Annotated in this window: 23 protein-coding genes and 1 tRNA gene; 9 read left to right on the forward strand and 15 right to left on the reverse strand. The window is 58.5% G+C overall.

What is annotated here, in order from left to right:
* Positions 1–16 precede the first annotated feature (16 nt).
* A complete protein-coding gene (locus HEP89_RS19160; RefSeq protein ID WP_168692805.1) occupies positions 17–598 on the forward strand; it encodes an NAD(P)H-dependent oxidoreductase in 582 nt (193 codons plus the stop codon).
* A 73-nt stretch (positions 599–671) separates the two neighbouring features.
* On the opposite strand, the gene HEP89_RS19165 is transcribed toward HEP89_RS19160, so the two are convergent.
* From HEP89_RS19165 to HEP89_RS19180, 4 genes are all read right to left on the reverse strand, one after another.
* Positions 672–2,159 carry a transporter substrate-binding domain-containing protein gene (locus HEP89_RS19165; RefSeq protein ID WP_168692806.1) on the reverse strand — a complete coding sequence of 496 codons (1,488 nt, stop codon included), beginning with the start codon at positions 2,157–2,159 and terminating at the stop codon, positions 672–674.
* Between the two features lie 88 nt (positions 2,160–2,247).
* Entirely contained in the window at positions 2,248–2,766 is a 519-nt protein-coding gene (locus HEP89_RS19170) for a DUF3833 family protein (protein WP_168692807.1), read from the reverse strand.
* 68 nt (positions 2,767–2,834) lie between these two features.
* Positions 2,835–3,845: a P1 family peptidase gene (locus tag HEP89_RS19175; protein ID WP_209014775.1), complete on the reverse strand. Its 1,011-nt coding sequence runs from the start codon at positions 3,843–3,845 to the stop codon at positions 2,835–2,837.
* A gap of 48 nt (positions 3,846–3,893) precedes the next feature.
* Positions 3,894–4,421 carry a flavin reductase gene (locus HEP89_RS19180; RefSeq protein WP_023001030.1) on the reverse strand — a complete coding sequence of 176 codons (528 nt, stop codon included), beginning with the start codon at positions 4,419–4,421 and terminating at the stop codon, positions 3,894–3,896.
* Positions 4,422–4,744: 323 nt separating this feature from the next.
* Here HEP89_RS19180 and HEP89_RS19185 point away from each other — a divergent pair, with 323 nt between their 5' ends.
* Positions 4,745–5,848, forward strand: a complete 1,104-nt coding sequence (locus tag HEP89_RS19185; protein WP_077292629.1) for a branched-chain amino acid ABC transporter substrate-binding protein — start codon at positions 4,745–4,747, stop codon at positions 5,846–5,848.
* Positions 5,849–5,925: 77 nt separating this feature from the next.
* Here the strand turns inward: HEP89_RS19185 and HEP89_RS19190 are convergent, their stop codons facing one another.
* Positions 5,926–6,540: a YceI family protein gene (locus HEP89_RS19190; protein WP_023001032.1), complete on the reverse strand. Its 615-nt coding sequence runs from the start codon at positions 6,538–6,540 to the stop codon at positions 5,926–5,928.
* A gap of 351 nt (positions 6,541–6,891) precedes the next feature.
* On the opposite strand from HEP89_RS19190, the gene HEP89_RS19195 reads away from it, so the two are divergent.
* Complete coding sequence (locus tag HEP89_RS19195; protein ID WP_168692830.1) at positions 6,892–7,371, forward strand: L,D-transpeptidase; 480 nt, start codon at positions 6,892–6,894, stop codon at positions 7,369–7,371.
* Positions 7,372–7,422: 51 nt separating this feature from the next.
* On the opposite strand, the gene HEP89_RS19200 is transcribed toward HEP89_RS19195, so the two are convergent.
* The 3 genes from HEP89_RS19200 to HEP89_RS19210 all read right to left on the reverse strand — a co-directional run bounded on the left by HEP89_RS19200 (position 7,423) and on the right by HEP89_RS19210 (position 10,856).
* Positions 7,423–8,298 carry a hypothetical protein gene (locus tag HEP89_RS19200; RefSeq protein ID WP_077292630.1) on the reverse strand — a complete coding sequence of 292 codons (876 nt, stop codon included), beginning with the start codon at positions 8,296–8,298 and terminating at the stop codon, positions 7,423–7,425.
* Between the two features lie 360 nt (positions 8,299–8,658).
* Entirely contained in the window at positions 8,659–9,873 is a 1,215-nt protein-coding gene (locus tag HEP89_RS19205) for a VWA domain-containing protein (RefSeq protein ID WP_168692809.1), read from the reverse strand.
* Positions 9,874–9,923: 50 nt separating this feature from the next.
* Positions 9,924–10,856, reverse strand: a complete 933-nt coding sequence (locus HEP89_RS19210) for a MoxR family ATPase (protein ID WP_023001036.1) — start codon at positions 10,854–10,856, stop codon at positions 9,924–9,926.
* A 163-nt stretch (positions 10,857–11,019) separates the two neighbouring features.
* Between HEP89_RS19210 and HEP89_RS19215 the strand changes: the two genes are divergently transcribed.
* A complete protein-coding gene (locus HEP89_RS19215) occupies positions 11,020–11,367 on the forward strand; it encodes a cytochrome c (protein ID WP_168692810.1) in 348 nt (115 codons plus the stop codon).
* Positions 11,368–11,514: 147 nt separating this feature from the next.
* The gene (locus tag HEP89_RS19220) at positions 11,515–11,787 is read left to right on the forward strand and encodes a Usg family protein (RefSeq protein WP_031269297.1); all 273 of its coding nucleotides are present in this window, start codon (positions 11,515–11,517) and stop codon (positions 11,785–11,787) included.
* 17 nt (positions 11,788–11,804) lie between these two features.
* On the opposite strand, the gene HEP89_RS19225 is transcribed toward HEP89_RS19220, so the two are convergent.
* Both HEP89_RS19225 and HEP89_RS19230 read right to left on the reverse strand, forming a co-directional pair.
* Entirely contained in the window at positions 11,805–12,614 is an 810-nt protein-coding gene (locus HEP89_RS19225) for a methyltransferase (protein ID WP_168692811.1), read from the reverse strand.
* Position 12,615: 1 nt separating this feature from the next.
* The gene (locus tag HEP89_RS19230) at positions 12,616–12,852 is read right to left on the reverse strand and encodes a DUF2007 domain-containing protein (protein ID WP_168692812.1); all 237 of its coding nucleotides are present in this window, start codon (positions 12,850–12,852) and stop codon (positions 12,616–12,618) included.
* A 255-nt stretch (positions 12,853–13,107) separates the two neighbouring features.
* Between HEP89_RS19230 and HEP89_RS19235 the strand changes: the two genes are divergently transcribed.
* Positions 13,108–14,043 carry a polyprenyl synthetase family protein gene (locus tag HEP89_RS19235; protein ID WP_205838387.1) on the forward strand — a complete coding sequence of 312 codons (936 nt, stop codon included), beginning with the start codon at positions 13,108–13,110 and terminating at the stop codon, positions 14,041–14,043.
* A gap of 97 nt (positions 14,044–14,140) precedes the next feature.
* Here the strand turns inward: HEP89_RS19235 and HEP89_RS19240 are convergent, their stop codons facing one another.
* The gene (locus HEP89_RS19240; protein ID WP_168692813.1) at positions 14,141–15,022 is read right to left on the reverse strand and encodes a 4-(cytidine 5'-diphospho)-2-C-methyl-D-erythritol kinase; all 882 of its coding nucleotides are present in this window, start codon (positions 15,020–15,022) and stop codon (positions 14,141–14,143) included.
* Between the two features lie 12 nt (positions 15,023–15,034).
* A complete protein-coding gene (locus HEP89_RS19245) occupies positions 15,035–16,822 on the reverse strand; it encodes a tetratricopeptide repeat protein (RefSeq protein ID WP_168692814.1) in 1,788 nt (595 codons plus the stop codon).
* 326 nt (positions 16,823–17,148) lie between these two features.
* Between HEP89_RS19245 and ppdK the strand changes: the two genes are divergently transcribed.
* Positions 17,149–19,821 carry a pyruvate, phosphate dikinase gene (ppdK, locus tag HEP89_RS19250; RefSeq protein WP_168692815.1) on the forward strand — a complete coding sequence of 891 codons (2,673 nt, stop codon included), beginning with the start codon at positions 17,149–17,151 and terminating at the stop codon, positions 19,819–19,821.
* 41 nt (positions 19,822–19,862) lie between these two features.
* Positions 19,863–20,819, forward strand: a complete 957-nt coding sequence (locus tag HEP89_RS19255; protein WP_168692816.1) for a methylmalonyl Co-A mutase-associated GTPase MeaB — start codon at positions 19,863–19,865, stop codon at positions 20,817–20,819.
* A gap of 76 nt (positions 20,820–20,895) precedes the next feature.
* Here HEP89_RS19255 and HEP89_RS19260 read toward each other — a convergent pair whose 3' ends face one another.
* From HEP89_RS19260 to map, 3 genes are all read right to left on the reverse strand, one after another.
* Positions 20,896–23,175: a bifunctional diguanylate cyclase/phosphodiesterase gene (locus tag HEP89_RS19260; RefSeq protein ID WP_168692817.1), complete on the reverse strand. Its 2,280-nt coding sequence runs from the start codon at positions 23,173–23,175 to the stop codon at positions 20,896–20,898.
* Positions 23,176–23,347: 172 nt separating this feature from the next.
* Positions 23,348–24,061, reverse strand: a complete 714-nt coding sequence (gene radC / locus HEP89_RS19265; protein ID WP_023001048.1) for a DNA repair protein RadC — start codon at positions 24,059–24,061, stop codon at positions 23,348–23,350.
* A gap of 66 nt (positions 24,062–24,127) precedes the next feature.
* A complete protein-coding gene (gene map, locus HEP89_RS19270; RefSeq protein ID WP_168692818.1) occupies positions 24,128–24,958 on the reverse strand; it encodes a type I methionyl aminopeptidase in 831 nt (276 codons plus the stop codon).
* 220 nt (positions 24,959–25,178) lie between these two features.
* Between map and HEP89_RS19275 the strand changes: the two genes are divergently transcribed.
* Positions 25,179–25,264: transfer RNA gene (locus HEP89_RS19275), tRNA-Leu, on the forward strand.
* The last annotated feature ends 24 nt before the right edge of the window (positions 25,265–25,288 follow it).

The raw sequence follows: 25,288 nt of genomic DNA on the forward strand, positions 1-25,288 counted from the left end.
GCTCACAAGGTTGGACATGACAAGAGTACTGGTATTGGAAGGACACCCGGCCAAGGACACGTTTTGCGGCGCCCTCGCGGCAGAATATGCAAATCATGCGCAAAAGGGTGGAAACGAAGTGCGGGTCAGGCATCTGGCCGACCTGGACTTCGACGCGGATTTCGGAGTGTCATCCTTCAAGGATGCGAAGCCTCTGGAGCCTGACCTAGAAGCACTGTGGCAGGATATCCTGTGGTGTGAACATTTCGTGCTCACGCACCCATTGTGGTGGGGCGGTCTGCCGGGCAGGTTGAAGGGGTTGCTCGACCGGATTCTGCTGCCGGGCATGTCCTTTCAATACGTGAAAGGAAAACCCTTGCCTGAGAAACTGCTCAAGGGCCGCACCGCGCAGGTTCTGGTGACTTCCGACACACCGGGTTGGTACTTCACCTGGATTTACGGTGCCGGTGCCAAAAAGCAGACCGAGAAGCAGATCCTCGATTTCTGCGGTCTCAAGCCCAAAGGATACCATATGTTCTCGCCGATCCGCGGATCGAGCGACGAGGCAAAGCGGAAGATGCTGGCGCGGGCCGCTGCCCTTGGTCGCAAGGCTACCTGAAGCGTTTTGCATCGGTCATGGTGGACGTTCAAACGGCCTTCGTTGAACGTCCTCATGTGGCTCGCGAGAGATCCTAGTTTCCGGCTGCCGCCTTCTCGGCGGCTTCCGTTTGCCGACGCTGCTGTTCGTTGAAGAAAACGACGTAATACTGGTAGATGTTGCCGACGTAATCGACAGGTTCCCGGCCGATTTCGGAAGCTACGATCCACTCGACGTTGTCAAACCACTTGTCCGGGTCAAAGCCCTGTTGCTTGGCTTTTTCGCGCAGTTTGGCAAACCGGCTGGGGCCGGCGTTGTAGGCCGCAAGCGCAAAGAAGGTCTGGTTGGCATCCCGTGTCTGAAGACCGGCAAAATACTGGTTGGCAAGGTACCGAAGATATTTGACGCCTGCCTGAACGTTCTTGTCCGGATCTGCATCAATTCCGCTGATGTTGATCGGGTCGCCCTTGGCCGTAGCCGGCTTGATCTGCATCAGTCCAACAGCGCCCGCGCGGCTGTGGGCTTTCTGGTCGAAACGCGATTCCTGAAAGCTTTGCGCGGCGATCAACAGCCAGTCGATTTCATACTCGTCGCCGTATTTCTGAAAAATGGTTTGGAGACTGGCGAGGTCGTTCTTGTAGTCCGCGCTGCGCATGTCCCGGAGGTAGTCGGCCTCTTTCAGATATCGCTTCAGGATGATGTTGCCGAGCAGGGTGCCTTTTGTCACGGTGGCGGCGAAAGCATCGACTTCCTTCAGAAGGTCCGGCGCATTGTTGCGAACAGCTATGGCAATCTCTCCATCCGTGCGCACGGCTGCCGAGGGATGCATCTTCAGGCCGTCCAGAACTTCCAGCCAGAGCTCGGCCTTGTGCTGGTCCACGATCACCATGGAAATGGCGCCGGCTGACACCATTTCCAGAAGATCCTCGTCTTCCATGTGCTCGTCAGCGGTCACAATGTCGACCGGCTTGGCGCCTTTTTTGCCGAGCCTGTCGTTAAGTGCCTTGAGGCTCTGATAATAGGAAGACGAAGCACGGACGTGAACGGTCTGACCTGACAAGGCTTCAGGTGAGGGAAGGTCGGCAACCCCTGCGGCGGTGACCGGTACTTCGTGCACATCCTTCAGTAAAGGGGACGAAAAGGCGACCAGATCTTCCCGTTCGCGGGTAATGGTCAGATTGCCGATCGCGATGTCGCCCTTGCCCGCGGCAAGATCTGAAAACAAGTGATCTCTCGGGGTCGGAACAAGTACGAGCTTTGCATCCTTCGCCTTTTTCTCGTGGATCTTGTCCAGGTATTTGTCGAACTCGGTCATGAGATCAACCGAGCTGCCGCGCTGGACGCCCTTGTCGATGAAGTAACCGGTCTTTGAAAACGGGATCAGGACCCGAATGTAGCCACGCTTGAGCAAGGCGTCGAAGTCGCCGTCGAACGGTTCAAGCAGTTTGTTTTCAAGCGTTTCGGCAAGGCCCGTGCCCATCGCGCTTGCCAAGGTCGACTGGCTTGCAAGGCCCGCTACCACAAGAGCCATTGAAAACATCAGGTTCAGGAGATGTGGCAGGAAGTGCCGGATCGGTATCATGAAGCCCCCACGGACAATTTCATCCGCAGAGTAAAGGCTTGAAATCACTCCCGATCAAGCGCCAAGTCGTACCTGAGCCCTGGAAGCTTTACCTTTTAAATGTCAGCGAAACCGTACCGACCGTAATCCCGGCCTTCATGACCTTGGCGGTGTTCCTGACCGTGTTTCTGTCGACCTGTGTCAGCGTGTCGTCAAAACGAAGCAGCAATGGCCCGTTCTCAGTCTCCAGGCTTGCGACGTAGGAGAAACGAAGGTCTCCGTTTTGGTCAGTACGAACGTTTGCCGGACCCAGCACATCGGCTCTCTGGCCGATGTATCGGTCTTCGGCAACCTTCTGGAAGAACCAGGTCTTGGTATCACGTTCACCGTCTTCGTAGACAAAGTCCTCGCGAAGCCGGAGCGTAAAGGTCTTGCTGTTCCAGGTTCCTGTCAGCGTGACGGTGAATGGTCGGTAGACACCGGCGATCTTGCTTTCAAAAACGCCCTTGCCCACCGTTTTCCCGCGGAAGAATTCTTCCAGCACCAGGGATTTGGCGTCGGCCGGAACAGAAGCAGCGACACCTATGGCGAACATGGCGAGAAGCAGAAAACGGTGAACGCGGGTCATGATGGGTAGAACCTCCTTCAGGAAAATCTGCCCAGTTTACGCAGGTCGGCGCGCGTCGGATCTGGTGACTAGCTTCCGAACCGCTCTCGCCACGTTGGGACCGGATCGTCGGCTGCCGGGGCTGCATTATAGACGCCGCGGGCGATGGCACGTGCCAGGCAAGAAGCGGCTGCCGCACCGAGCTGAACCATGTCTTCCAGTCCGTTTTCCATTCGGCGTTGGCCCGTGGAGAGGGCGAAGACGAGATCGCCATCAAGCGGTGTGTGGGCGGGCCAGAGAGCCCGCGCGAGCCCGTCATGCGCCATGACCGCGAGGCGTTTCGCTTCGCCCTTGGTCAGGATGGCATCGGTCGCAACAGCTGCGATCGTGGTGTTGGCACCGGCCTTGAGGCCGTCAAGTTTCGTGCGGACCGTGATGCTGTCCGGCGGCAGCGGATGCGCCATTCCCAGGCCACCGAACTCATCGCCGATTTCAAACGGCGCCGCCCAGAAGTGCGCGCTGTCCCCCACGGTTGCTCGCCCAAGCGCGTTCACCGCGACAATGGCGCCGACCGTGATGCCGTTTTCCAGTACATGGGAGGCAGACCCGAGGCCGCCTTTCAGATTTGCGGTGGTGGCTCCGGTGCCGGCACCGATGGAACCAAGGGAAAAATCATGGCCGATTGCATCAAGTGCAGACCGGCCGAGATCCCGGTAAGGCGCTGCCTGTCCCCAGCTCTTGTCGCCGCCGTTCAGGAGGTCGAACAGGATGGCGGTGGGTACGATCGGAACGCGGACCGGGCCGACCTGGAACCCGTAACCCAGTTCGGCAAGGCGTCCCTGGACACCTGCACCGGCATCCAGACCGAAGGCGGATCCACCGGCCAGCACGATGGCGTCGATCTTCTCGACGGTCTGCTCCGGCTCCAAGAGCGCGATTTCACGGGTGCCAGGTGCACCGCCGTGAATGGCCACCGAGGTGACCGCGGGTTCGTCCGGTACGAGCACGGTCGCCCCGGATTTCAGTTCAAGATCGGAAGCATTGCCGACCTTGAGGCCCGGGACATCGGTGATCAGGTTGCGTAAACCGGCCATGGGCAGACGGTCCTCGATTGAAGGTGGACGATAAGGAGTGTGATCGGCTGCGTGTCAGGTGTCGAGGCTTTTGTAGCCGCGGCGGACATAGAGAAGGGATTTGCCGGGATCGGTCATCCGAAGGTCGGTCACGGTGCCGACGATGATCGAATGCGTCCCCATTTCGGTGACTGAATAGACTTCGCAATCGACGCTGAGACGCGCGCTGTCGAGGGCGGGGCAGCCAGTGGCCAGACTTGTCCAGTCGCCTTTCTCGAACCGTTGCGGCATGTCCAGCTTGTCTCGCCCGGCAAAGGTGTCGGAAATTTCCTCGTGATCGTCGCTGAGCGTGTTGAGACAGAAGCAGCGGTTTTCGAGAACTGCGCCATGGATGCGTGTTTTCCTGTTCAGGCAGATCAGAATGCTGGCGGGCTCGTCGCTGACCGAACAGGCAGCCGAAACGGTTGCACCCATGCGGCCGCCGGGGCCGTCAGTTGTCACCACGTGGACGGCTGCAGCAATCCGGCTCATGGCTTCCCGGAAAATGGCGGTCTCCAGAGGAAGCCTGTCCTGGTCTTCGGATTCTGAAGAGGTTGGGGACATCAAGTCGGCTCCTGGGCGGCTCAGCGGGAATCAATCGTCTGTCGGACGCGGACGGGAGTTTAGGCGGCCACGGAAAGGATGCCTAGACCATGCTGTGCTCGACACGAGGCAGACGGGTTTTTCTGATATTTCAAGGTCAACACCTTATGAACGCGCGTCGGAAGGTCTCGTAAACCCATCCAACCGAAGTCTTGGGCCGAAAAGCTCATGAATTCATATGGGGCAGGTGTTCCGCATTTGCCACTTAAGCCACAAGTGCGGATTGAGCTGCGGACAGGGCCGCGCTAGGGGTAGGGGGCGATCACCGGATCTTGGGGAGACGAATGACCTTTCAGCAGTTTCTGGCCAGTGCTGGCCTCCTGGCTTACAGCGCCGTTGCGACACCTGCTGTCGCCGACATCCGGATCGCTGTTGCCGGGCCGATGAAAGGGCAGTTTGCTGCTTTCGGTGAAGAAATGCGTATTGGCGCGGAAAAGGCGGTTGCCGATCTCAATGCGGCCGGCGGGGTCAACGGCGAGACACTGGTGCTGGAAACCGTCGACGATGGCTGTGATGCGGACCAGGCTGTGGCCGTGGCCAACCAGTTGATCGGCAGAGACGTTGTCTTTGTTGCTGGCCATCTTTGTTTCAGCAGCTCTATTGCCGCCGCTGAAGTCTATGCCGGAGCGAGGATCGTTCAAATGTCACCGGCAACAACCTTGCCGAAATTCACCGATGAGCGGCAAGGCGAAGGCATCTTTCGTCTCGCCCCGAGGGATGACCGGCAGGCGGACGTGGCCGGCAGGTTGCTGGTGAATGAATTCGGTGACAAACGAATTGCAATTCTGCATGACAAGACAGCCTACGGCAAAGGTCTTGCCGACGCGGTCAAGGCGGTCGTGAACGAGCTGGGAACCAGCGAGAGCATGGCGCTGGGGTTTGACGCAGGCGGTGACGATTTCCGCAGCCTCGTGTCACAACTTAAGCTTCAGGCTGTCGATGTTGTTTATCTGGGCGGTTATCACCCGGAAGCGGGGCTGATAAAGCTGGAGATGGACCGTCAGCGGTTGAGCGCGGTGCTGGTGGCCGGTGATGCACTGATGACGGAAGATTTTTGGTCCGTAACAGGTGAGGCGGGGAATGGAACCTTGCTGACCTATCCGGAGATCCCTCGGGATCGCCCCGAAGCGCAGGAACTGGTTGCTGATCTGGAAGAGGCGGGAGGTTCCGCGGATCGCTTCACATTGACGACCTATGCCGCAATTCAGGCCTGGGCACAGGCTGTCGAGGTCGCTGGTGGTACGGCGTTGCAAGGCGTGGCGACTGCTCTTCAGGACGGAACCTTCGACACGGTGCTCGGAGATGTAACCTTCGACGGCAACGGTGACAGCAATCTGCCGGACTACATTGTCTATGAGTGGCGCAATGGTGTGCCAGAAGCCCGCTAGATCTGCCCCATAATACAAGAGCACGCGGCCTTTGCAGGCACGCGTGCTTCTCAGGAATACAAGGCAAATGGTGTAAGTCAGCTTCGTTTTCCGGTGCCTCTGATCTCGAGATTGACCTTGTCGGCGTAGATCGGCAAACCGGCATCCATGCCGTAGAGGCTGCGGAAAAACCCGCCTGACACTTCGAACCCGACCTGACCGTTGGCCTTGCTGTCGGTAATCTTCACCGAAAGCTTGGTGCGTTTCTGTTTTCCGCGAAGGTTCAAGACACCCTCGACTTCCGCCGTGTTCTGGCCGGTAATATGAACCCGGGTGCTCTGGAATGTGGCCACCGGGTGGTTGGCGACATCAAACATGGCCGAACTCTTCAGAAAACCTGTAACCTTGTCGTTGTTCGTGTGAACACTTCTCAGGTCGACCTTCACGACCACCTGGCTCTTCTCCGGGCGGTTTTGGTCCAGTGTCATCTTGCCGGATACGGTCTTGAATTCACCCGTGACAGGGCCGCGTCCGAGGACCCGGACAGAAAAGCCGGTCGCCAGTTGAGCCGGTGACAGCAGGTAGGTGCCAGTCAGGGATCCGGCGAATGAAGGCAAAGGTGCCGCGGCGAGTGCGACAAGACAGGCGAAGGTTGCGACGGTTTTTCGAAAGGGGCGTTTGAAGCCGCGTGTCGTGGCAGATGTTTGGGTCATTCGACAGGTCCTTGAACAAGATCAACGATGCAACTGGTGCGGCCATGTTCCGCAAGTTTTAAACTCAGGCTCTCTCTTCGAGCCATGGACGCACTATCTCATGAGGCTCCGTCAGACGCGGTGACGCCCGTCACAGGCAAAGATGCGATTGTTCGACCGGTATTCGCTCACCCTCAGATACCAGTTGGCTGGCCGTATTGTCTCTTCACGTTGGAGTGCTGATTAACCTTTTGGTAAGAAAATAGGCCTGTCCCGGTTCTTTCAAGGGAAGGGGCAAGGTAATCTCGGCGCAACTGCATGGAGTTTGTAATGCGTCTGGTCTCCTTGTTCCGCGTTTTCATTCCTTTGATGATGCTTGTTGCAATCAGTGTTCCGCCAAAGTCTGCCAATGCCGCCGAAGTGGTGGGCTTTTCCGATGCCCGCTTTCGCGCCGGAACTATCGTGATAAAGAATTCCGAAAAACGGCTTTATCTGGTGCTCGGCGCCAACAGGGCGATCCGCTACAGGGTTGCAGTCGGCAAACGGCAAAAATCCTGGACCGGACAGGCATTCATAACGGCTAAATACGTGAAGCCCGACTGGGCTCCGTCGGACGAAGTCCGTCGAGACTTTCCGCATTTGCCGACGGTCATTCGCGGTGGCGCGCCCAACAACCCGATGGGCGTTGCCGCCATGACGCTGTCCAACGGAAACTACGCCATTCACGGCACCAACCGGCCGGGCTCCATCGGGCGCGCGGTTTCGTATGGCTGCATCCGGATGGCCAACCACGACATCGAGGACCTGTTTCAAAGGGTAACGGTTCGCACGCCTGTGGTGGCATTGCCGTGAGCGAGCCAGGTGCATTCACTGGCTAGCCGGTAACTGGCGAGGAGATCAGTCTTACCTGTCTCGCTTGCCATTGCGTCCGGATGACGGTGCCGACCAGGCATTTTCCGGGGGTTTCTTTCGGTCCAGATAGGTTCCCAGCATCAGGACGACACCCAGCAGCAGGCAGCTTGTTCCCGCGAAGAACAGTTCGAACGGCGCCTGCTCGGAGGGGGAAATCTGCATTTTATGAAGCACGACCGTGCCGATGATCATGGGCAGCAGGTAAAGAGCAAGCGCGGTGAACTGGCGGTAGAAATTTGACCTGCCTGGTTGCATCACGCTCTGGAAAGGAGCCTGATTGCGCATCTGGACCAGGAGGTCTACCGACACCAGCCACATGCCGAATTGCGTGATCATCGACAGTTCGTTCCCCCACAGAAAGAACGCATAGACTGTTTCCGCAAAGCCGAAGGACAATACGGCCAGGCAGACAGATACCAGGAGCAGCCTGACGACAGTATGCCGTTCCTGGGACAGCTCGAAACTGAAGCAGCAAAACAGGAAGAGAGCCGTTTCAATCGAGAACCGGCCGTACATATTGATCGATTCCAGGGAATGGGACAGCCAGCTGTCGGCAAATAGCGTGATCTGATCCGGAAACAGAGCCTCGGCAATACGAAGGCCCGAGAACAGGATCATCAGGCAGCACAGGGTACCCCTGAGCCAGACCGAGCGCGCCCATTGCAGGCGAAAGAAGATAGCTCCGGCCAGAATGAGAAAACCAAGTGCCGTGATTGGATGAGTAGACGGCTTTGGGCCGGAAAAGGGATCGCCGGAAGAAAGATAGACGTTGTGTCCCAGACCAAACAGGATGACGAGCAGAAGCGAACAGCCAATCACTTGATGGTAGACTGTTTTGTCGAGATCCTGATTGTTGTTCCTGGTCATAACGCGGCAGCAAATTCAAGAGGTAACGTCTGTTTCACACCACAAAAGTGTAGCGCAGTTTAATCGCGTTTTCGAGGTCAAGTTCATGCGGCAGCGCACACCCTGCCGCAGAGGCAGCATGTCGCATTTAGTTTCATGAAATTGAATATATGGTGGGTCCGAGGCCTGCAAACGACCTCTCAAATGACCCTGTCAACTTCTAGTGCCCCAACACGAAGCTGGCAGGGTCTCTTTGTTCATGCCGTCATTTTGAAGCAGAAAATCACCTGCTTCCAGCCTGCATGAAACCAGGCCAGTCAGGTGCCGTCTTCCAGACTTTTGAGTGTCAATTGGACACGTCTGCGCAATGGGCTACCAAACTTACGATTTCAGCCAACGCTTCGGATTGGCACTGCTTTCGCGACCGCCTGAACCCGACAACGCAGAGACAAGATCGGCAACCGCGTCGAGCGAATGAACCGCTCTGAATTCGTCCACATTCGGCAGCATGGCGCGGATACCCTTTGCCTTCGCTTCGAAGCCTTCGAAGCGCAGCAGGGGATTAAGCCAGATTAGACGACGGCAAGAGCGGTGCAGCCGGTCCATTTCCCGCTCAAGATCCTCGTCCGTATCGCGCTCCAAGCCGTCGGTGATCAGCAGTACGGTCGGCTGTCCCGACAAGACGCGGCGAGACCAATGCCGGTTGAAATCATGCAGCGCAGAGGCGATGCGGGTGCCACCCGACCAGTCCTCGACACCTGACGAGCAAGCTTCCAGGGCCTCGTCAGGATCCTTCATGCGCAATTGTCTCGTGACGTTCGTCAAACGGGTGCCAAACAGGAATGTGTGTACATCCCGCCGTTCCACGGTCAGACCATGCAGAAAATGCAGCAGAAGCCTGGAGTACTGGCTCATGCTTCCGGAGATATCGCAAAGGGCGACGAGCGGCGGCCGTTTTTCCGCCGGCTTGCGGAACTTCAGGTCAATTATGTCACCACCGGCCCGCATGGAGGCGCGCAAGGTTCGGCGTGGATCGACTTTTCCTCTGGACGCCGGTTTGAGGCGACGAAGCCTGATCTTGTCCAAAGGCATTGTCATGGCCCTGAGCGCCAGCTTGGCTTCGGTAATTTCATCCGACGTCATCTGCGCGAAGTCCTTGGTCTGCAGCAATTCCTTGCCGGAGACGGTGAACTTTGCATCGATTTCGATCTGGGGAACGGTTTCCTCTGCGACCCGCTCTTGCGCTGCCTGAAACGCCTGCGAGACCCGTGTCTGGCCGGCCTTCGGTTTTTCAGGCTCACCTCTGGGCGGCGCGACCGGCGACAGGATCGCCAGCATCTTCTCGATCAATCCACGGCTTTGCCAGTAGATCCGGAAAGCCTCGTCGAACAGCACCTTCTGTTCGCGTTTGCGCACGAAGACCGCATGCAGTGTCCAGTATAGGTCCTCACGGCTTTCGATGCCGGAGACTTCCACGGCCGCAACCGCATCCACCACGGAGGCGGGGCCGACGGGAACGCCCGCCTTGCGCAGCGTTCGCGCGAAATAGACGATGTTGTCCGTGATCCGCGATCGCAACTCAGGAGAGGGCGTCATTGCAGCCTCCCGGATGAGTGCGACGGGCCCATTGTGTTCTTGTCACCTGTTCAAACCGCGGGCATGGATTGCTGGTGCGGAGCGTCCTTGCGGATGTCGTCGATCATCTGGCGCACTTTGGAGCCGCGGACGCGTTCGATGTCGTCCTGGTATTTCAACAGAACGCCAAGTGTGTCGGATGCCATGTCCGGATCGAGCGCCATTTCGTTGAGTTCGGAAAGAGCTGTCGCCCAGTCCAGCGTTTCGGCGACACCGGGTTGCTTGAAAAGATCCTCATCGGCACGCAGCTTCTGCACGAAGGCAACCACTTCGCTTGCAAGGCGCTGGGCGGCGCCGGGAACCTTGCGGCGGACAATCTCCAGTTCGCGCTCGGCATCGGGATAGTCGACCCAGTGGTAGAGACAGCGGCGCTTCAGGGCATCGTGAATTTCACGCGTGCGGTTGGTGGTGATGATGACGATGGGCGGCTCGGCTGCCTTCACGGTGCCGAGCTCGGGAATCGTCACCTGGTTATCGGCCAGAACTTCCAGAAGAAAGGCTTCGAACGCTTCATCCGCCCGGTCGAGTTCGTCGATCAAAAACACCGGCGCGCCTGCCAGCGAAGGTTCGAGAGCTTGCAGCACGGGGCGCTTGATCAGGAAGCGTTCGTCGAAAATCGATTTGGAAAGCTCGGAGTGGTCAGTATCGCCGGCTGCTTCCGCGACACGGATTTCGACCATCTGAGCGGGGTAGTTCCACTCATAGACCGCTGAGGCGACGTCGAGGCCTTCATAGCATTGCAGGCGGATCAGGTCTCTTCCGAGGGTCGATGACAGGACCTTGGCAATTTCCGTCTTGCCGACACCGGCTTCGCCTTCCAGAAACAGGGGGCGTTTCATCTTCAGGGCCAGATGCAGAACGGTGGCAAGCGACCGGTCGGCCACGTAGCCCGCCTGATCCATCAGGGCGAGAGTGTCGTCAATGGAAGCCGGCAGCTGGTTCATGTTTCCTCCGGTGAACGGGTGGTGATCCCGGTTATATAGAGATACTGGCGTCGAGAACATTGGTGTTGAAGGCACATTTTTCGTGGCCACCGTGTTCCCCCTAATGGGTTTCTGTTTCCGAACCTTCTATAAAAGCGAAACTGATTCAAGGGAGGGAAGTAGAGTGTCGTGCAGCAAGCCGTTTTTTGGTGTCGCCGTCATCCTGTTTGCAGCATCGTCCGCCCTGGCTTCTGACGGAGCTTATCCGACGGATCCGGTGAGCGTTGCGACCGGCCGGGAGCTGGCGGAAATCCATTGTGCTACGTGTCATGCAGTCGGCAGGGACGACCAGAGTGCACAGGCCGGTGCGCCCGCCTTTCGTGATCTTTCCAGCCGGTATCCGCTGGAAAGCCTGGAAGAACCATTGGCGGAAGGCATCGTGACGGCACATGACAACATGCCGGAATTTGCGCTGGAGCCGGATGACATTGACGCCTTTCTGGGGTATCTGACCACCATCCAAGTGAAATGATGCTATTTGCGGCCCAAGGTTCCTGTTGTTAGCAGTTCCTGACGAGTGCTGCTAAATTGCTGTTTTTAAACAGTAAATATCCAAAAGTCGGGTTTGGTTAACCAGATTTCCGTGACAATCTTTCTTTGCACAGAAGAAAGGATTGGCATGAAAACCAGCTCTGACTTTGAAAAACGCCTTCTCGGCTATGGACTGATGACGGCGGAAATCCTCTACCGTCTGCCTGATCATCCGAAGTTGCTGCAGAGTTTCCTGTGGCAAACGGAAGACCTGGCGCCGAAATTTCCCGAATTGACCAGGTTTCTCGTGTTCTGGGAACGGGAGATAGAAGGTCGCATCCATTCCGTTCGCGTTGCGCACCAGACCCTGATCTCGCCGGTTGATTTCCGCTATGCGGACGGAGAAATCGTGGTGCACTGAGGTAGGCGGGACAGGAATCAGCGCGCGCTGAGGCCAAGTCCTTCGCCATCACGCATGACGGCTTTTGACTGAGGGGTGAATTCGGATCCGTCCCCCTCATGCAATACGAACCCCGGCATGAGCCGCAAGGGGGCCTTGCTGGCGCGAATGGCGCGCAGCAGAACACGTGTTGCTGCCGCTTCCTGTCTTGGACGAAGCGGAATGACTTCAATTGCGCCGAACCGGCCCTTGAGAACGCTCAACAGTTCCTGCAGACCGTCTGCCCGAAAGATGACGGTCAGGCTGCCGCCTTCCTTGACAATATCCGTTGCTGTTTTCGCCCATGGCTCCAGTCCCCGGTCATCGAGCATATGCGCGCCGGCACGAGCACTGTTGGGCGATGCCCGGAAGCGGTCCGCCTCATAGTAGGGCGGGTTCATGATGGCATGGTCCGCCATTGCGGGGGTAAGACCGGCTGCGTGGCGCGCACTTCCCTTGGCCGTAATATCAGCCGCCAGAAGGGAGACACGGCTGGAAAACGCGCCATTGGCGGGGTCTTCAAGGCCGCGACGGGCGAGGGCAAGCACGGTGTCGTCTATATCAACCAGCGTTACCTGAATTTCCGGCAAGCGCGCCGCGGCGCAAAACCCGGCGGTTCCGACACCCGCGCCAAGGTCGATGACATGTCCCCGGGTACCATCCGGCAGGGCCGCCGCCAGATAAACCGCGTCAAGGCCCGCCCTGTGCCGGCCACGCTTGGGCTGATGCACATAGACCTTGCCACCCAGAAAGGCGTCATGGGTCGTTTCCTGTGATGTGCATTCGGTGCTGTCCGTCGGCGAAGTCATGTCAGGCCCGGCCGCTTTCCGGACGCAGTTCATGTTCCAGACCGGCGTCTCGCACCAGCTTGCGCGCCAACTGGATCTGGTCTGAATCGACAAGTATGCGGCGCGGGATCATGGCCAGCGAACCTTCCAGAATGCTCATATTGCCGTCTGCGACAAAATGTTTGATGCCGGCATCTTCAAGAATCGTTTCCAGAAAGGAAATCAGGACGGGATCGTTTGTTCTGACTAGTTCTTCCATAAGATTCCCGGCGTTAGCGGTCCATGTCCTGCGGTCGAACAGAAAGCCTCATCCGACCCGTTTACAGCAAAACCAGCTGATTGCGGCATTTCAACAGTTTGTCAATGGATTGGCGGCTTGCCCCGAAGGCGTTCGCAACATATTGTCCGCACAAATATTCAGGGAGTGCCATTAGTGGCCGTTGTTGCAACTTATACAGACGATCAGCCGCGCCGTCCGAGCATTCAGTCGCTCGTTGATCTGGTGTCCGGCGGCATGGGCGAGGTCAACGATCTGATCCTGTCGAAGGCAGGATCGAATGTTGAATTGATCCCGGAAATCGCCAAACACCTGATTTCCTCAGGCGGCAAGCGGCTCCGGCCGATGCTGACGCTGGCCTGTGCCGAGATGTTCGGTTACCAGGGCGATGGTCATGTCACGCTGGCGGCCAGCGTGGAGTTCATGCATACCGCCACGCTGTTGCATGACGATGTCGTGGACGAAAGCGACATGCGTCGAGGCAAGCTTGCAGCGCGCAAGCTCTGGGGGAACCAGGCAAGTGTTCTTGTCGGCGACTATCTGCTCGGACAGGCCTTCAAGATGATGGTCGATGTCGGTTCGCTGGAAGCGCTGCGCATCCTCTCCACGGCATCCGCAGTCATTGCCGAAGGCGAAGTGCTGCAGCTTGGCGCTGCAAAGAACATCGCCACGACCGAAGCAGACTATCTGCGGGTGATCGAGGCCAAGACCGCCGCTCTGTTTGCCGCTGCTGCCGAAGTCGGCCCCGTGATTGCCGGGCAGTCAGTCGAAATGAAGCGGGCCGCGCGGACCTACGGCATGGAACTCGGCTATGCGTTCCAGCTAGTTGACGACGCGCTCGACTATGGTGGCTCTTCCGCAGATCTCGGCAAGGATGTCGGCGACGATTTCCGCGAAGGCAAGATCACACTGCCGGTGGTGTTGGCCGTTGCCCGTGGCACTGATGCAGATCGCGACTTCTGGCGACGTTGCCTGGAAGGCGAGGAAATCCAGGATGGTGATCTGGAACAGGCCATTGAGCTTTTGAAGAAATACGACGCCTTGTCTGAAACGGTCGAGCGGGCGAAGGACTACGGCAACAAGGCTCTTGCTGCACTGGACACGTTGCCGTCCGGTGCGCATAGCGATGCGCTGGGTGATGCTGTTGCCTTCTGCATCTCGCGTGTGAGCTAACGCTTACAAGTATTTGTTTTTCTGACGAAATTGAAAAGCCGCCATTTCGTAAATGGCGGCTTTTTCTTTGTTTTTTAAAAGCCAACTCTAAGTTTTGTCAGGAGAGCGGCCCGGAAGCGATCCACCAGTCGGGATGGCTGCTGCGCAATGCACGTTCGATGTCCATGGCGGCACTCAACTCACACAGGCCGAAGCAGGTCGCACCGGAGCCGGACATTCTTGCAAGGTCGATGCGGGTATCGGCTTCAAGTTCGGACAGAACCTGACCGATTTCAGGACACAGACCCTTGGCCGGGTCCTGCAGATCGTTGCGGCAGCTTGCCAGATAGGCGACCAGCGAGGCCAGCGTTTCAAACTTTTCCGGCATGAGATCCATGGGAGCGTTGTCCCGCTGTTCCATGGACTTGAAGACTTCCGGAGTGGATACGCCGACCCTCGGGTTTACAAGCACGATACCGCAAGGCGGAAGGTCCGGACCGGCACTCAGGTCGCCGCCGATGCCGCGCATGATCTGGGGTTCCGGAAACAGGCAAACCGGTACATCCGCCCCAAGCGTCAGCGCCAGTGCGTGCAGATCCTCCTCGGCAAGATAGGTGCCGGTGAAGTCCTCCAGGAGGCGCAAGGTGGTAGCGGCATCGCTGGAGCCGCCGCCGATGCCGGAAGCGACAGGCAGGCGTTTGGTCAGTGTCAGACGAACCTGTGGAACATCAATACCGGCCTTTTCGGCGAAGCTGCGCACGGCCTTCAGGATAAGGTTGTCTTCGACCGGGCCCGTCAGGTCTCGCGCAAACGGGCCTTCGACTTGCAGGTCGAGCTCACCGGCAGCTTCTATCGCCAGTCTGTCGCCGATCTGGGGGAAGACCACGAGCGAATCCAGCAGATGATAGCCGTCCGGCTGCCGACCTGTAATATGCAGTGCCAGATTTACCTTGGCCCGGGCCAGCTCCACCCGGGGGGAAGACTTTGAGGCGAGGGCCATGGGCGTGTCCGGTTAGCCGCCGTTTTTGCCGGTCTCGGCTTTGGCGGCATCCGTTCCCGGAACCTCCTTCAGGCCTTCGGCAATCTTTTCCAGAATTTTCGGCAATTCCTCTGCGTCCGGACCCAGGTCGCGGGCGTGGTTCCACTGGAACCTTGCCTCGTTGCGACGACCGACCATCCAGTAGGCATCGCCCAGGTGATCGTTGATGACCGGATCCGCCGGGCGAAGCTCGATAGCCCGCTCGAGTTCCTTCACCGCTTCTTCGTAGCGACCAAGACGGAAATAAACCCAGCCAAGGCTGTCGACGATGTATCCGTCTGTTGGCCGCAGTTCGACGGCTTTCTTGATCATGCCCAGGGCTTCATCCAGCTTCAGGCCCTGGTCGACCAGGGAATAGCCGAGATAGTTGAGCACGAGTGGCTGATCCTCGTTGAGTTCAAGCGCCTTGCGGAAGTCGGCTTCGGCAAGTTCCCATTTTCCCAGTCTTTCCCGGGCGATACCGCGGAAATAAAGCATCAGCCAATGCTGACTTTGCAGTTCGGAAATGGTGTCGATGCCCTTGGTGTAGGTTGCCTCGGCGTCCTCGTAGATTTCGTGTGCACGCAGGATGTTGCCAAGTGCGATCACGGCTTCAAGATCCGAGGGATCCTGTTTGATCAGCTCTTCCAGATGGCTGCGGGCTTCATCCACCATCTCCAGGGCATTGTAGTTCATGCCAACCTGGATTTCTGCTTCGCGCTTCAGCACGCTGTCATCGGGCACCATCATCAGGGCTTCGATGGCCCGTTCCGGCTGCTCCATCCGCTCAAAGACACTGCCGAGAGCAATGGCTGCAAATTCAGCCTTCGGATCGAGGTAGAGCGCAAGCTGCAGATAGGAGGTGGAAAGCTCTTCACCGCCATCGCGGCCGATTACGGCACCAAGGCCATAGAGGATTTCCGCCATGCCAGCTGCCGGATCAGTAACGAGCGGCGGAATGATCTCACCGCTGCTGATAGCCTCACGGGTCTGGTCAAGCTTGGGGTGACCGCGGAATTGCGCATCGTATTGATCGAGCGCATCAAGTGCTTCCTTCTGGCGTCCGTTGGCGGCCAGAAGGCGGGAGTAGGCGTCCACGACGCGCAAGGCACCCTGGTCGATGGCATAGGCGCTCTCGGCGGCTTCCAGTGCTTCCTGGTTACGCCCGGCGGCAAACAGAAGATGTGCCTTGTGAGTAGACTTGAACACTTCAAACCAGTCCGGTCCCTCAAGTCCGTCAATCATCGCGACGGCTTCGTCGATCTTGCCGCTGCCATAAAGGGTCCAGGCGCGGGAGATGCCGATGGAAAGCTGCGCGAGCGGGCCGTTCCGGCCCCGCTCAAGTTCTTCGTTGGCCTTTTCATAGCGGCCGTCCAGCATTTCCTGCGCACCGAGCGTCAGCTGTGCGAGGAAATTCTGCAGACCGGCGCTTTCCAGCTCCTTGGAGTAGACAACGGCCTGTTCGACATCGCCGTTGGCCAACTTCAGGAGGAAGGTGCGTTCGAGCAACATCGTATTGCTCGGGTCGGCGGCCAGGGTTTCTTCGTAAAACGCCGCTGCCTGGGCGTAGTCTTTCTGGAAACCGGCGAGGCGGCCGGAAAGGTAGCTGCCGGACAGCGTGAACGGCAGATCGGACGGTGTGCCAAGAGTTTCCGGTTCGGTGCTCGTTTCGGCAAGTGCGGTAGCGGGAAGAAGGGCGAGCACGCTGACCAGCGCAAGCAGTTTCCGGCGGAGAGGACTGCGATCCCTGGTCGAAACGGCACCGGTCGGATTTGTCATCATTGTTCGCACTTCTGTCCCTGAATCTGGTGGGTTTACTGCTTATTACCTTTGACAATGGCGTCTTTAAGGCTGACCGGCAAGGCGCCCGGGATAACTTTCTGCGGGTTTAAATCCTTTTGATTTTGCTCAACGTCGGAAATGCTAAGACTTACGACCAATCATAACCGGTTTCGCTGAAAAAGGGCTTGAAGACAAGCAGTTGCCGTAGCAGGAATGTGCGGTGCAAAAAGATCTGGTGCCGGTGCGGCCCGATTGCTGCCGGAATGATAATGCGAGTTGGCTGCGCGCGAGACGCCGCAGACCGAACTAGGCGAGGAGAGTATCAGATGACCAAGTGGGTCTACAGTTTCGGCAATGGTGCTGCAGAAGGTGCAGCGAATATGCGTAATCTTCTCGGTGGGAAGGGCGCAAACCTGGCCGAAATGAGCAGCCTGGGTCTGCCCGTGCCACCGGGCTTCACCATCACCACGGAAGTCTGCACCTGGTACTACGAGCATGAAAAATCCTATCCGGACGCTTTGACGGCACAGGTTGCCGAAGCGCTGGAGAAGGTCGGCGAGGCGACCAACCGAAAGTTTGGTGACCCGAAACGGCCGCTGCTGGTTTCCGTCCGCTCCGGCGCCCGTGTTTCCATGCCCGGCATGATGGATACCGTCCTGAACCTCGGCCTTAACGACCAGACAGTCGAAGCGATCGCGCAAGAGGCGGGAGACAGGCGTTTCGCCTACGACAGCTACCGCCGCTTCATCCAGATGTATTCCGACGTGGTGCTGGGCCTCGACCACCATGAGTTTGAAGAAATTCTGGAAGAGTACAAGGAACGCAATGAACTGACGCTCGATACCGAAATCGATGCGGATGCCTGGCTGGGAATCATCGAGAAGTTCAAGGCGCTGGTGGAAGAAGAACTGGAAAAGCCGTTCCCGCAGGATCCGCAGGAACAGCTCTGGGGCGCGATCGGTGCGGTCTTCAGTTCCTGGATGGTGCCGCGTGCCGTTACGTATCGCCGCCTGCACGATCTGCCGTCCTCCTGGGGAACAGCCGTCAACGTTCAGGCCATGGTGTTCGGCAACATGGGCGAGAGCTCCGCGACCGGCGTCGCCTTTACCCGGAACCCTTCCACAGGCGAAAACGCCCTTTATGGCGAGTTCCTGGTCAATGCACAGGGCGAGGACGTGGTTGCCGGCATCCGGACACCGCAGGATATCACCGAGAAGGCCCGCATCGGGGCCGGGTCTTCCAGCCCGTCGCTGGAAGCGCTGATGCCGGAGGCATTTGCCGAATTCCAGACCTATTGTGCCAAACTGGAAGCCCATTACAGGGACATGCAGGACCTGGAGTTCACGATCGAGAAGGGCAAGCTTTGGATGCTGCAGACCCGGTCGGGCAAGCGCACCGCCAAGGCGGCGCTGAAGATCGCGGTCGACATGGTTGCCGAAGGGCTGCTGGGTGAGGAAGAGGCCATTGGCCGCGTGGAGCCTGCTGCGCTCGACCAGCTCCTGCACCCGACAATTGATCCGAAAGCAAAGCGCGATGTGATCACGACGGGCCTGCCGGCCTCTCCCGGCGCTGCATCCGGTGCCATCGTCTTTTCCTCTGACGAAGCGGAAAAAGCCAAGGCGGAAGGGCGCAAGGTCATTCTTGTTCGCGTGGAAACCAGCCCGGAAGACATCCATGGCATGCATGCGGCCGAGGGTATTCTGACCAGCCGGGGCGGCATGACAAGCCACGCGGCCGTGGTGGCGCGCGGCATGGGCAAGCCCTGTGTCGCCGGGGCTGGGATGCTGCGGATCGACTATCGCAACGGTGTGATCAATGCTGCCGGACGGCAGTTGAAGGAAGGTGACATCATCACCATCGATGGAGCCACCGGACAGGTTCTGGTTGGTGAGGTCGAGATGCTGCAGCCGACGCTCTCCGGCGATTTCGGCACACTGATGGGCTGGGCCGACAAGGTGCGCCGCATGCGCGTGCGCACCAACGCGGAAACGCCGCAAGACGCCAAGGTTGCGCGGGAGTTCGGCGCTGAAGGTATTGGCCTTTGCCGCACCGAGCACATGTTCTTCGAAGGCGAGCGTATCATTGCCGTGCGTGAGATGATCCTGGCCGAGACCGAAGCCGGGCGCCGGACAGCACTTGCAAAACTCTTACCGATGCAGCGGCAGGACTTTACCGATCTCTTCGAGATCATGCACGGCCTGCCGGTAACGATCCGTCTGCTGGATCCGCCACTGCACGAATTCCTGCCGAAATCGGAAGAGGAACTGGCGGACGTCGCAAAAGCCATGGGTGCCGATCCGGAGTTGCTGCGTGATCGGGCGCTGGCACTGGAAGAATTCAACCCGATGCTCGGCCATCGCGGCTGCCGTCTGCTGGTTTCCTATCCGGAAATCGCCGAAATGCAGGCCCGGGCCATCTTCGAGGCGGCTGTCGAGGCTGCCAAGAAGACCGGCGCACCGGTGGTTCCGGAAATCATGGTTCCGCTGGTCGGTCTCAAGGGAGAACTCGACCTCGTACGCCAGAGCATCGAGGCCATGGCAAAAGCCGTGATGAGCGAAACCGGAGCGGAACTGACCTACCAGATCGGCACCATGGTGGAACTGCCGCGCGCCGCCCTGAAAGCGGCGGAAATCGCACTGTCTGCCGAATTCTTCTCCTTCGGTACCAACGATCTGACGCAGACCACCTTCGGTATCTCGCGCGATGATGCGGCTTCCTTCCTTGGGACCTACCAGACGCGCGGCCTGCTGGAGCAGGATCCGTTCGTCTCTCTCGATCAGGAAGGCGTGGGTGAGCTTATCAAGATCGGCGTTGAACGCGGCCGGTCGACCCGTCCCGACATCAAGCTTGGCATTTGCGGGGAGCATGGTGGTGATCCGGCCTCGATCTCCTTCTGCGAAGGCGTCGGTCTGGACTATGTCTCTTGCTCGCCGTTCCGCGTGCCGATTGCCCGCCTCGCAGCAGCTCAGGCGGCCTTGAAGTTCAAGTCCGGAAGCTGAATGGGGCGGAAAACTCCGGTCGAGGCCAAGGGGAGTGCGGTGTGAGCGATGCCTACCCCAAGCTGGACACCTTGCGGGCGGGTGGCAAGAGGCAGCTCGCGCGGGTTCTCAGCCGGCTGGAAAGCCATGCGGAGGATGCCGAAACCGCGGCTTTTCTGGATTCTGCCGCCGGTGAAGCCTCCGCGAAAGTGCTGGGCCTCACCGGTCCGCCCGGCGTTGGCAAATCCAGTCTGACGGATGCTCTCATCAAGGCATGCCGGGCCGCGGGGCAGACCGTGGCGGTGCTGGCCATCGATCCGTCTTCCGCGGTGACCGGTGGTGCCCTTCTGGGTGACCGAACCCGCCTGAAAACCGATCCATCCGACGAAGGCGTCTTCGTCCGCTCCATGGCGGCGCGAGATCGCCTCGGGGGCCTCTCCGATCATGCGGTTGCGGCAATTGCAGTTCTCCGGTGCGTTTGTGACTGCGTGATCGTTGAAACCGTTGGTATCGGACAATCGGAAGGGGATCTGAAGCAGGCTGTCGACACGGTTGTTCTGTGTATCCAGCCCGGATCGGGCGACAGTCTGCAGTTCATGAAAGCCGGCATCATGGAGCTGCCGGATATCGTGGCTGTCACCAAGGCAGATATGGGGGTGCTCGCCCGTCGGGCTGCCTCGGATGTCGCGGGTGCCCTGTCATTGAGCGATGCCGACAGTACTGCAGGGTGGAAGGTGCCTGTGTGCGAAGTCTCCGCGCAAACCCTCAGCGGTGTTGATGATCTGGTGGACCACTGGACGCGCCACCATGCGCACATCGCGTCCGGTGAAGCCTTGCACCGTCAGCGCAAAGCGCAGCATGTTGCCTGGTTCAAGGATATGGTGCGTACGGAATTCGGTCACGCTGGCCTGAAGCTGGCTGCCGGGGTAGAGCAGGACTGGCTGACATTGGCCGAGACAGCGCCCTTTGCGAGCTTTCACGGGTTTGCCGCCAGGCTCCGTCCGTTGCTGGGTCTTTGAGCTTGGCAACGATCCAAGGTCGTTCCGAAAAAATTCGAAGACCCGGCTGGCAGGCATTTGCCCGTACGAAGTGTCGTCAAGCTTCCGCCGCGCGTATCTGGTAGCTCAGGTCTGTGCCGAAACCGGGCGTACCAACGCGGTGAAATTCGTCCAGGAACGCGGTCAGGGCGGTATCTGTCAGCGGCCGGGAAATGTAGTAGCCCTGCATTCGGTTGCAGTCGTGTGCCTGCAGGAAACGGATCTGTTCCAGCGTCTCGATGCCTTCGGCAACAATGGTCATGCCGAGCGCTTTGCCGAGCTGGATGATCGATACCAGAATGGCCTCGGCTTCGGCGTTGCCGTTCATGTCGGAAACGAAATCCCGGTCGATCTTGAGTGTGTCGAAAGGGAAGCGGCGCAGGTAGCTGAGGCTGGAATAACCTGAACCGAAGTCATCGAGCGCAACCTTCACGCCCAGGTTCTTCAGCCTGCGCAGGGCCTTCAGCACCGAATCGTTGCGGCCTGCGAAAACACTTTCGGTGACTTCAATTTCAAGGCGCTGTGGCGGCAGGTTGTTGGCGGCAAGGATCGCCATCACCTTTTCGACGAACCGCGGGTGCTTGAACTGGTTTGGCGAAACGTTGACCGAAACGGTGATGCCGGGCCATTCGTGCGCCTTGGCGCAGGCCTTGTTGAGCACCCAGATGCCCAGTTCGTTGATCAGGCCGGTTTCCTCGGCCACCGGAATGAACTGCGCCGGGGAAATGACGGTGCCGTCTTCCTTGGTCCAGCGGGCAAGAGCTTCAACGCTGACGATCCGCTTGGCCGATGTGTCGGACTGCGGTTGGTAGGCAAGTGTCAGTTCGTCGTTCTTGAGTGCCAGCCGAAGTTCGCGGGACAGCCGGTCCTTGGACTGGACGTGATGTTCCATGTTCGGTTCGAAGAAGGAACGGCGGTTCCGGCCATTTGCCTTGGCATCATAAAGCGCGATATCGGCCTTGCGCAGCAGCTCGTCCGGATCGTTGCCGTCGCGCGGGGCAATGGCAGCGCCCATCGAGAGGCTGGCGTGAAGCTCACGGCGCCCGATCATGATCGGACGGCCGATTTCGTCCTGCACCTGGTCGAGGATGTATTCCAGCCAGACATCATCTTCGCAGTTCTTGATGACCATCGCGAATTCGTCGCCGCTGATGCGCGCAACGATCCCGGATTCGGGAATGACGCGCTGCAGTCTCTGGGCGACCGCAGTGATCACCTTGTCGCCGGCGGAATGGCCAAGCGTATCGTTGATGTCCTTGAAATGGTCGAGGTCGATGTAGACGACAGCGGTATTCGTTCCCTTGGCAACGCTTTCGTCCAGCGTGTCCGTCAAAAGTGCATGGAACCGCGCGCGGTTCGGCAGGCCGGACAGGGCGTCATGACGCGAGGAGTGGACTGCCTTGGCTTCGCTGCGTGCAAGACGTTTGGTCATCTGGCGGGTGAAGATGGTCACGGCGATGACCACGGCGGCAATCATGAATGCCGCCAAGGCCAGGAACGGATTGATCCGGCGTATCATCTGGCTGCCGGGCTCGGTTGTCTGCCAGGCGATCAGGCCGACATCCTGTCCAAGCGGGGACTTCAGCTGAAACCTGCCGACGCCATCGCGCTGGGTCTGGTTGTTGGCGAGAACAAACCCGTCAAGGCGAGACATTTCCGAGATTTCCGTCAGCTTTTCACCCCGCAAAGGTACCAGACTTACCAGCACTGACGGCGGGAAACGGACCCGGGAGATCGACTGGATCTGCGGCATGATGGCGGCGGCACTGAAGAGATACGGTTCACCTGCCAGGGAGACGAGGCCGGTTTCGGCAATCGACCGGCGCGCGTCGCTGCTTTGCGGAATGAAACTGTAGAGCCCGGATGGTGTGCGGCGGAAGGAAATGATGTAGCGGGCGCGCACCTTGGCAATGGCCGGCTTCAGTTCCTGAAGCAGCTCCTGTGTCATCCACTGGTTGGTGTGGTTCTGGGCGTAGACATATTGCACGCCGTAATCGCGATTGATCAGGATCGACTTGGAAAAACCGTGGTTCTGGAACAGCCAATGCATCAGGTTGTTGTAGATCCAGCCTTCATCCGGGTTGATCTGGTTGACCCGGTGATAGGCTTCGTCCCAGATCACGACGCCGTTCTGCTGCTTGACCATGTAATTCTGGGTCAGCTGCAAAGCGCCGGAAATGAGCTTGTTCTGGGATTCGACAGCGGTTTCGTCCGACAGGCGGGCAGACCAGTGCAACAGGCCGAAAATACCGACAACGGATATCATGACGATTACGACCATCGGAATAATGATCGCGTTTGCTATCTGTCCGCCGGAGTTTTTAGACGAATTGTACATATACGAGCCCGATTTCTTTGGCCCGAGTATTGTCGATCTGGGTTAAGGAATGCCGCAAATTCTAAGTAAATTAAGGGTAAAGTCTCAAAACTCCCGATCCTGTTTTGCAAACAGTCTTAAAGAGCTTAGCTGTATGGCCCCCAAGACTTGGCCTGTCCGTTGCTCGAACAGCTCAAATCAGCTGTAAGCTGCGGAAGCTGACGTTTGTACGCAGACCAACAATGATATGGTCATGCACCTCGATCCCGAGTGGGCCGGCAATATCGACGATTTTCTTGGTCATCTGTATGTCGGCGCGTGATGGGGTCGGATCGCCCGACGGGTGGTTGTGAACAAGGATCAGGGCCGTTGCCGAAAGCTCCAGGGCGCGCCGGATCACTTCGCGTGGATAGACCGGGGTGTGATCGACCGTGCCCGTCTGCTGAACCTCATCAGCGATAAGCGCATTTTTCTTGTCGAGAAACAGGATCCTGAACTGCTCTACAGGCGCCAGCCCCATGGAAACCTGCAGGTAGTCCATGACCTTCTGCCAGCTGTCGAGCACCTGCCGTTTTTCCAGCCCGGCCTTGTGAAAGCGGATGACCGATGCATGCACCGCCTGAAGCGCATCTATGCTGATGTCGGACAGCCCCGGAATTTCCTTGAGCCGTTCCCGGGGGGCGGCAAGGGCTGCCGGAAAGGAACCGAAGCGCTGAAGCAGTGCTTTGGCGATCGGCTTTGTATCCTGGCGGGGCAGGGCGGAAAATAACAGGAATTCCAGGAGTTCATAATCGGCGAGACCTTGCTCGCCCGTTTTACGAAATCGTTCCCGCAGCCGCTGGCGGTGTCCCTTGTGGTCGCTGCCGGTTGCGGCCGGTGCTTCACTGGCGGTCGTCGTCTCTTTCATGAGCTCCTGCGTCAGCCGCTGTCAGATGACGGTGCATCGCCGGTAAACGGACTTCAGGCCGAACAATCAGTCCGTCTGCAGGCCCGGCTTGTGGATGCCTTTGGGGGACGTGGTGAAGATCTGGCAGCCTTCAGGCGTGATGCCGATGGAATGTTCGAACTGGGCGGACAGGGATCTGTCCCGCGTGACGGCTGTCCAGCCGTCGCTGAGAACCTTCACGTGCGGGCGGCCCAGATTGACCATCGGTTCGATGGTGAAGATCATGCCCGGCTTCAGTTCAACGCCTTCGCCAGGACGACCGTAATGCAGGATGTTGGGGGTGTCGTGGAACAGAAGGCCAAGACCGTGCCCGCAGAAATCGCGCACGACCGAACAGCGTTCAGCCTCGACAAAGGTTTGGATGGCAGCACCGATATCTCCGGTGGTGTTGCCCGGTTTGGCAGCCTCGATACCGCGCATCAGCGATTCATAGGTCACATCGATCAGACGCTCGGCAGCACGCTTCAACTGGCCGACCGGATACATGCGGCTGGAATCACCGTGCCATCCGTCCAGAATGAAGGTCACGTCGATGTTGACGATGTCGCCCTCGCGCAGGGCCTTGTCGTTTGGAATGCCGTGACAGACGACATGGTTGATCGACGTACAGGAGGACTTTGTGTAGCCGCGATAGTTCAGCGTTGCCGGAATGGCGTTGTGATCCATGCCGTACTGGTAGACGAAGTCGTCGATTTCCTGGGTGGTCGTGCCCGGTTTGACGATTTCGGCCAGTTCGTCCAGACAGGCTGCGGTCAGCTGTCCGGCGCGCATCATGCCTTCAAAATCTTCAGGGCCGTACAAACGTACCTGACCCGTGTTTTTCAAAGGGGCTTCCGAAGCGTCGATATAGCTGACCATGGGGTTTACCGTGTCTCACAATTATCCGGTGCCATTCTAAGCCCACAAGGCCCAGTTCGGCACCAATTATCCGTTACCTGTTCTCATACCGCCCAAAGCGCCCATTTTCCAGCTTCTGTTCCCGCAAAATCAGGCTGACGTGGAAACTTCCCGCCTGTGCGGTGAAAAGCGGCAGTGCCTTCTTGCGCTTTTCGGGCAGGAGAGCTAGGGGAAGGGAAAAGCGGGCGTGGTGGAATTGGTAGACACAAGGGACTTAAAATCCCTCGGCCCTAGGCTGTACGGGTTCGAGTCCCGTCGCCCGCACCATGGTTTGTTGCGCTACCGGCCTTT

Source organism: Labrenzia sp. 5N (genome assembly GCF_012395805.1).
Lineage (GTDB): Bacteria > Pseudomonadota > Alphaproteobacteria > Rhizobiales > Stappiaceae > Roseibium > Roseibium algicola.

Coding starts and splice junctions, on each gene's coding strand:
- HEP89_RS19160 (WP_168692805.1), top strand. CDS start 17: ATGACAAGAGTACTGGTATTGGAAGGACACCCGGCCAAGGACACGTTT.
- HEP89_RS19165 (WP_168692806.1), bottom strand. CDS start 2,159: ATGATACCGATCCGGCACTTCCTGCCACATCTCCTGAACCTGATGTTT.
- HEP89_RS19170 (WP_168692807.1), bottom strand. CDS start 2,766: ATGACCCGCGTTCACCGTTTTCTGCTTCTCGCCATGTTCGCCATAGGT.
- HEP89_RS19180 (WP_023001030.1), bottom strand. CDS start 4,421: ATGTCCCCAACCTCTTCAGAATCCGAAGACCAGGACAGGCTTCCTCTG.
- HEP89_RS19185 (WP_077292629.1), top strand. CDS start 4,745: ATGACCTTTCAGCAGTTTCTGGCCAGTGCTGGCCTCCTGGCTTACAGC.
- HEP89_RS19190 (WP_023001032.1), bottom strand. CDS start 6,540: ATGACCCAAACATCTGCCACGACACGCGGCTTCAAACGCCCCTTTCGA.
- HEP89_RS19195 (WP_168692830.1), top strand. CDS start 6,892: ATGCTTGTTGCAATCAGTGTTCCGCCAAAGTCTGCCAATGCCGCCGAA.
- HEP89_RS19200 (WP_077292630.1), bottom strand. CDS start 8,298: ATGACCAGGAACAACAATCAGGATCTCGACAAAACAGTCTACCATCAA.
- HEP89_RS19205 (WP_168692809.1), bottom strand. CDS start 9,873: ATGACGCCCTCTCCTGAGTTGCGATCGCGGATCACGGACAACATCGTC.
- HEP89_RS19210 (WP_023001036.1), bottom strand. CDS start 10,856: ATGAACCAGCTGCCGGCTTCCATTGACGACACTCTCGCCCTGATGGAT.
- HEP89_RS19220 (WP_031269297.1), top strand. CDS start 11,515: ATGAAAACCAGCTCTGACTTTGAAAAACGCCTTCTCGGCTATGGACTG.
- HEP89_RS19225 (WP_168692811.1), bottom strand. CDS start 12,614: ATGACTTCGCCGACGGACAGCACCGAATGCACATCACAGGAAACGACC.
- HEP89_RS19230 (WP_168692812.1), bottom strand. CDS start 12,852: ATGGAAGAACTAGTCAGAACAAACGATCCCGTCCTGATTTCCTTTCTG.
- HEP89_RS19235 (WP_205838387.1), top strand. CDS start 13,108: ATGGGCGAGGTCAACGATCTGATCCTGTCGAAGGCAGGATCGAATGTT.
- HEP89_RS19240 (WP_168692813.1), bottom strand. CDS start 15,022: ATGGCCCTCGCCTCAAAGTCTTCCCCCCGGGTGGAGCTGGCCCGGGCC.
- HEP89_RS19245 (WP_168692814.1), bottom strand. CDS start 16,822: ATGATGACAAATCCGACCGGTGCCGTTTCGACCAGGGATCGCAGTCCT.
- ppdK (WP_168692815.1), top strand. CDS start 17,149: ATGACCAAGTGGGTCTACAGTTTCGGCAATGGTGCTGCAGAAGGTGCA.
- HEP89_RS19260 (WP_168692817.1), bottom strand. CDS start 23,175: ATGTACAATTCGTCTAAAAACTCCGGCGGACAGATAGCAAACGCGATC.
- radC (WP_023001048.1), bottom strand. CDS start 24,061: ATGAAAGAGACGACGACCGCCAGTGAAGCACCGGCCGCAACCGGCAGC.
- map (WP_168692818.1), bottom strand. CDS start 24,958: ATGGTCAGCTATATCGACGCTTCGGAAGCCCCTTTGAAAAACACGGGT.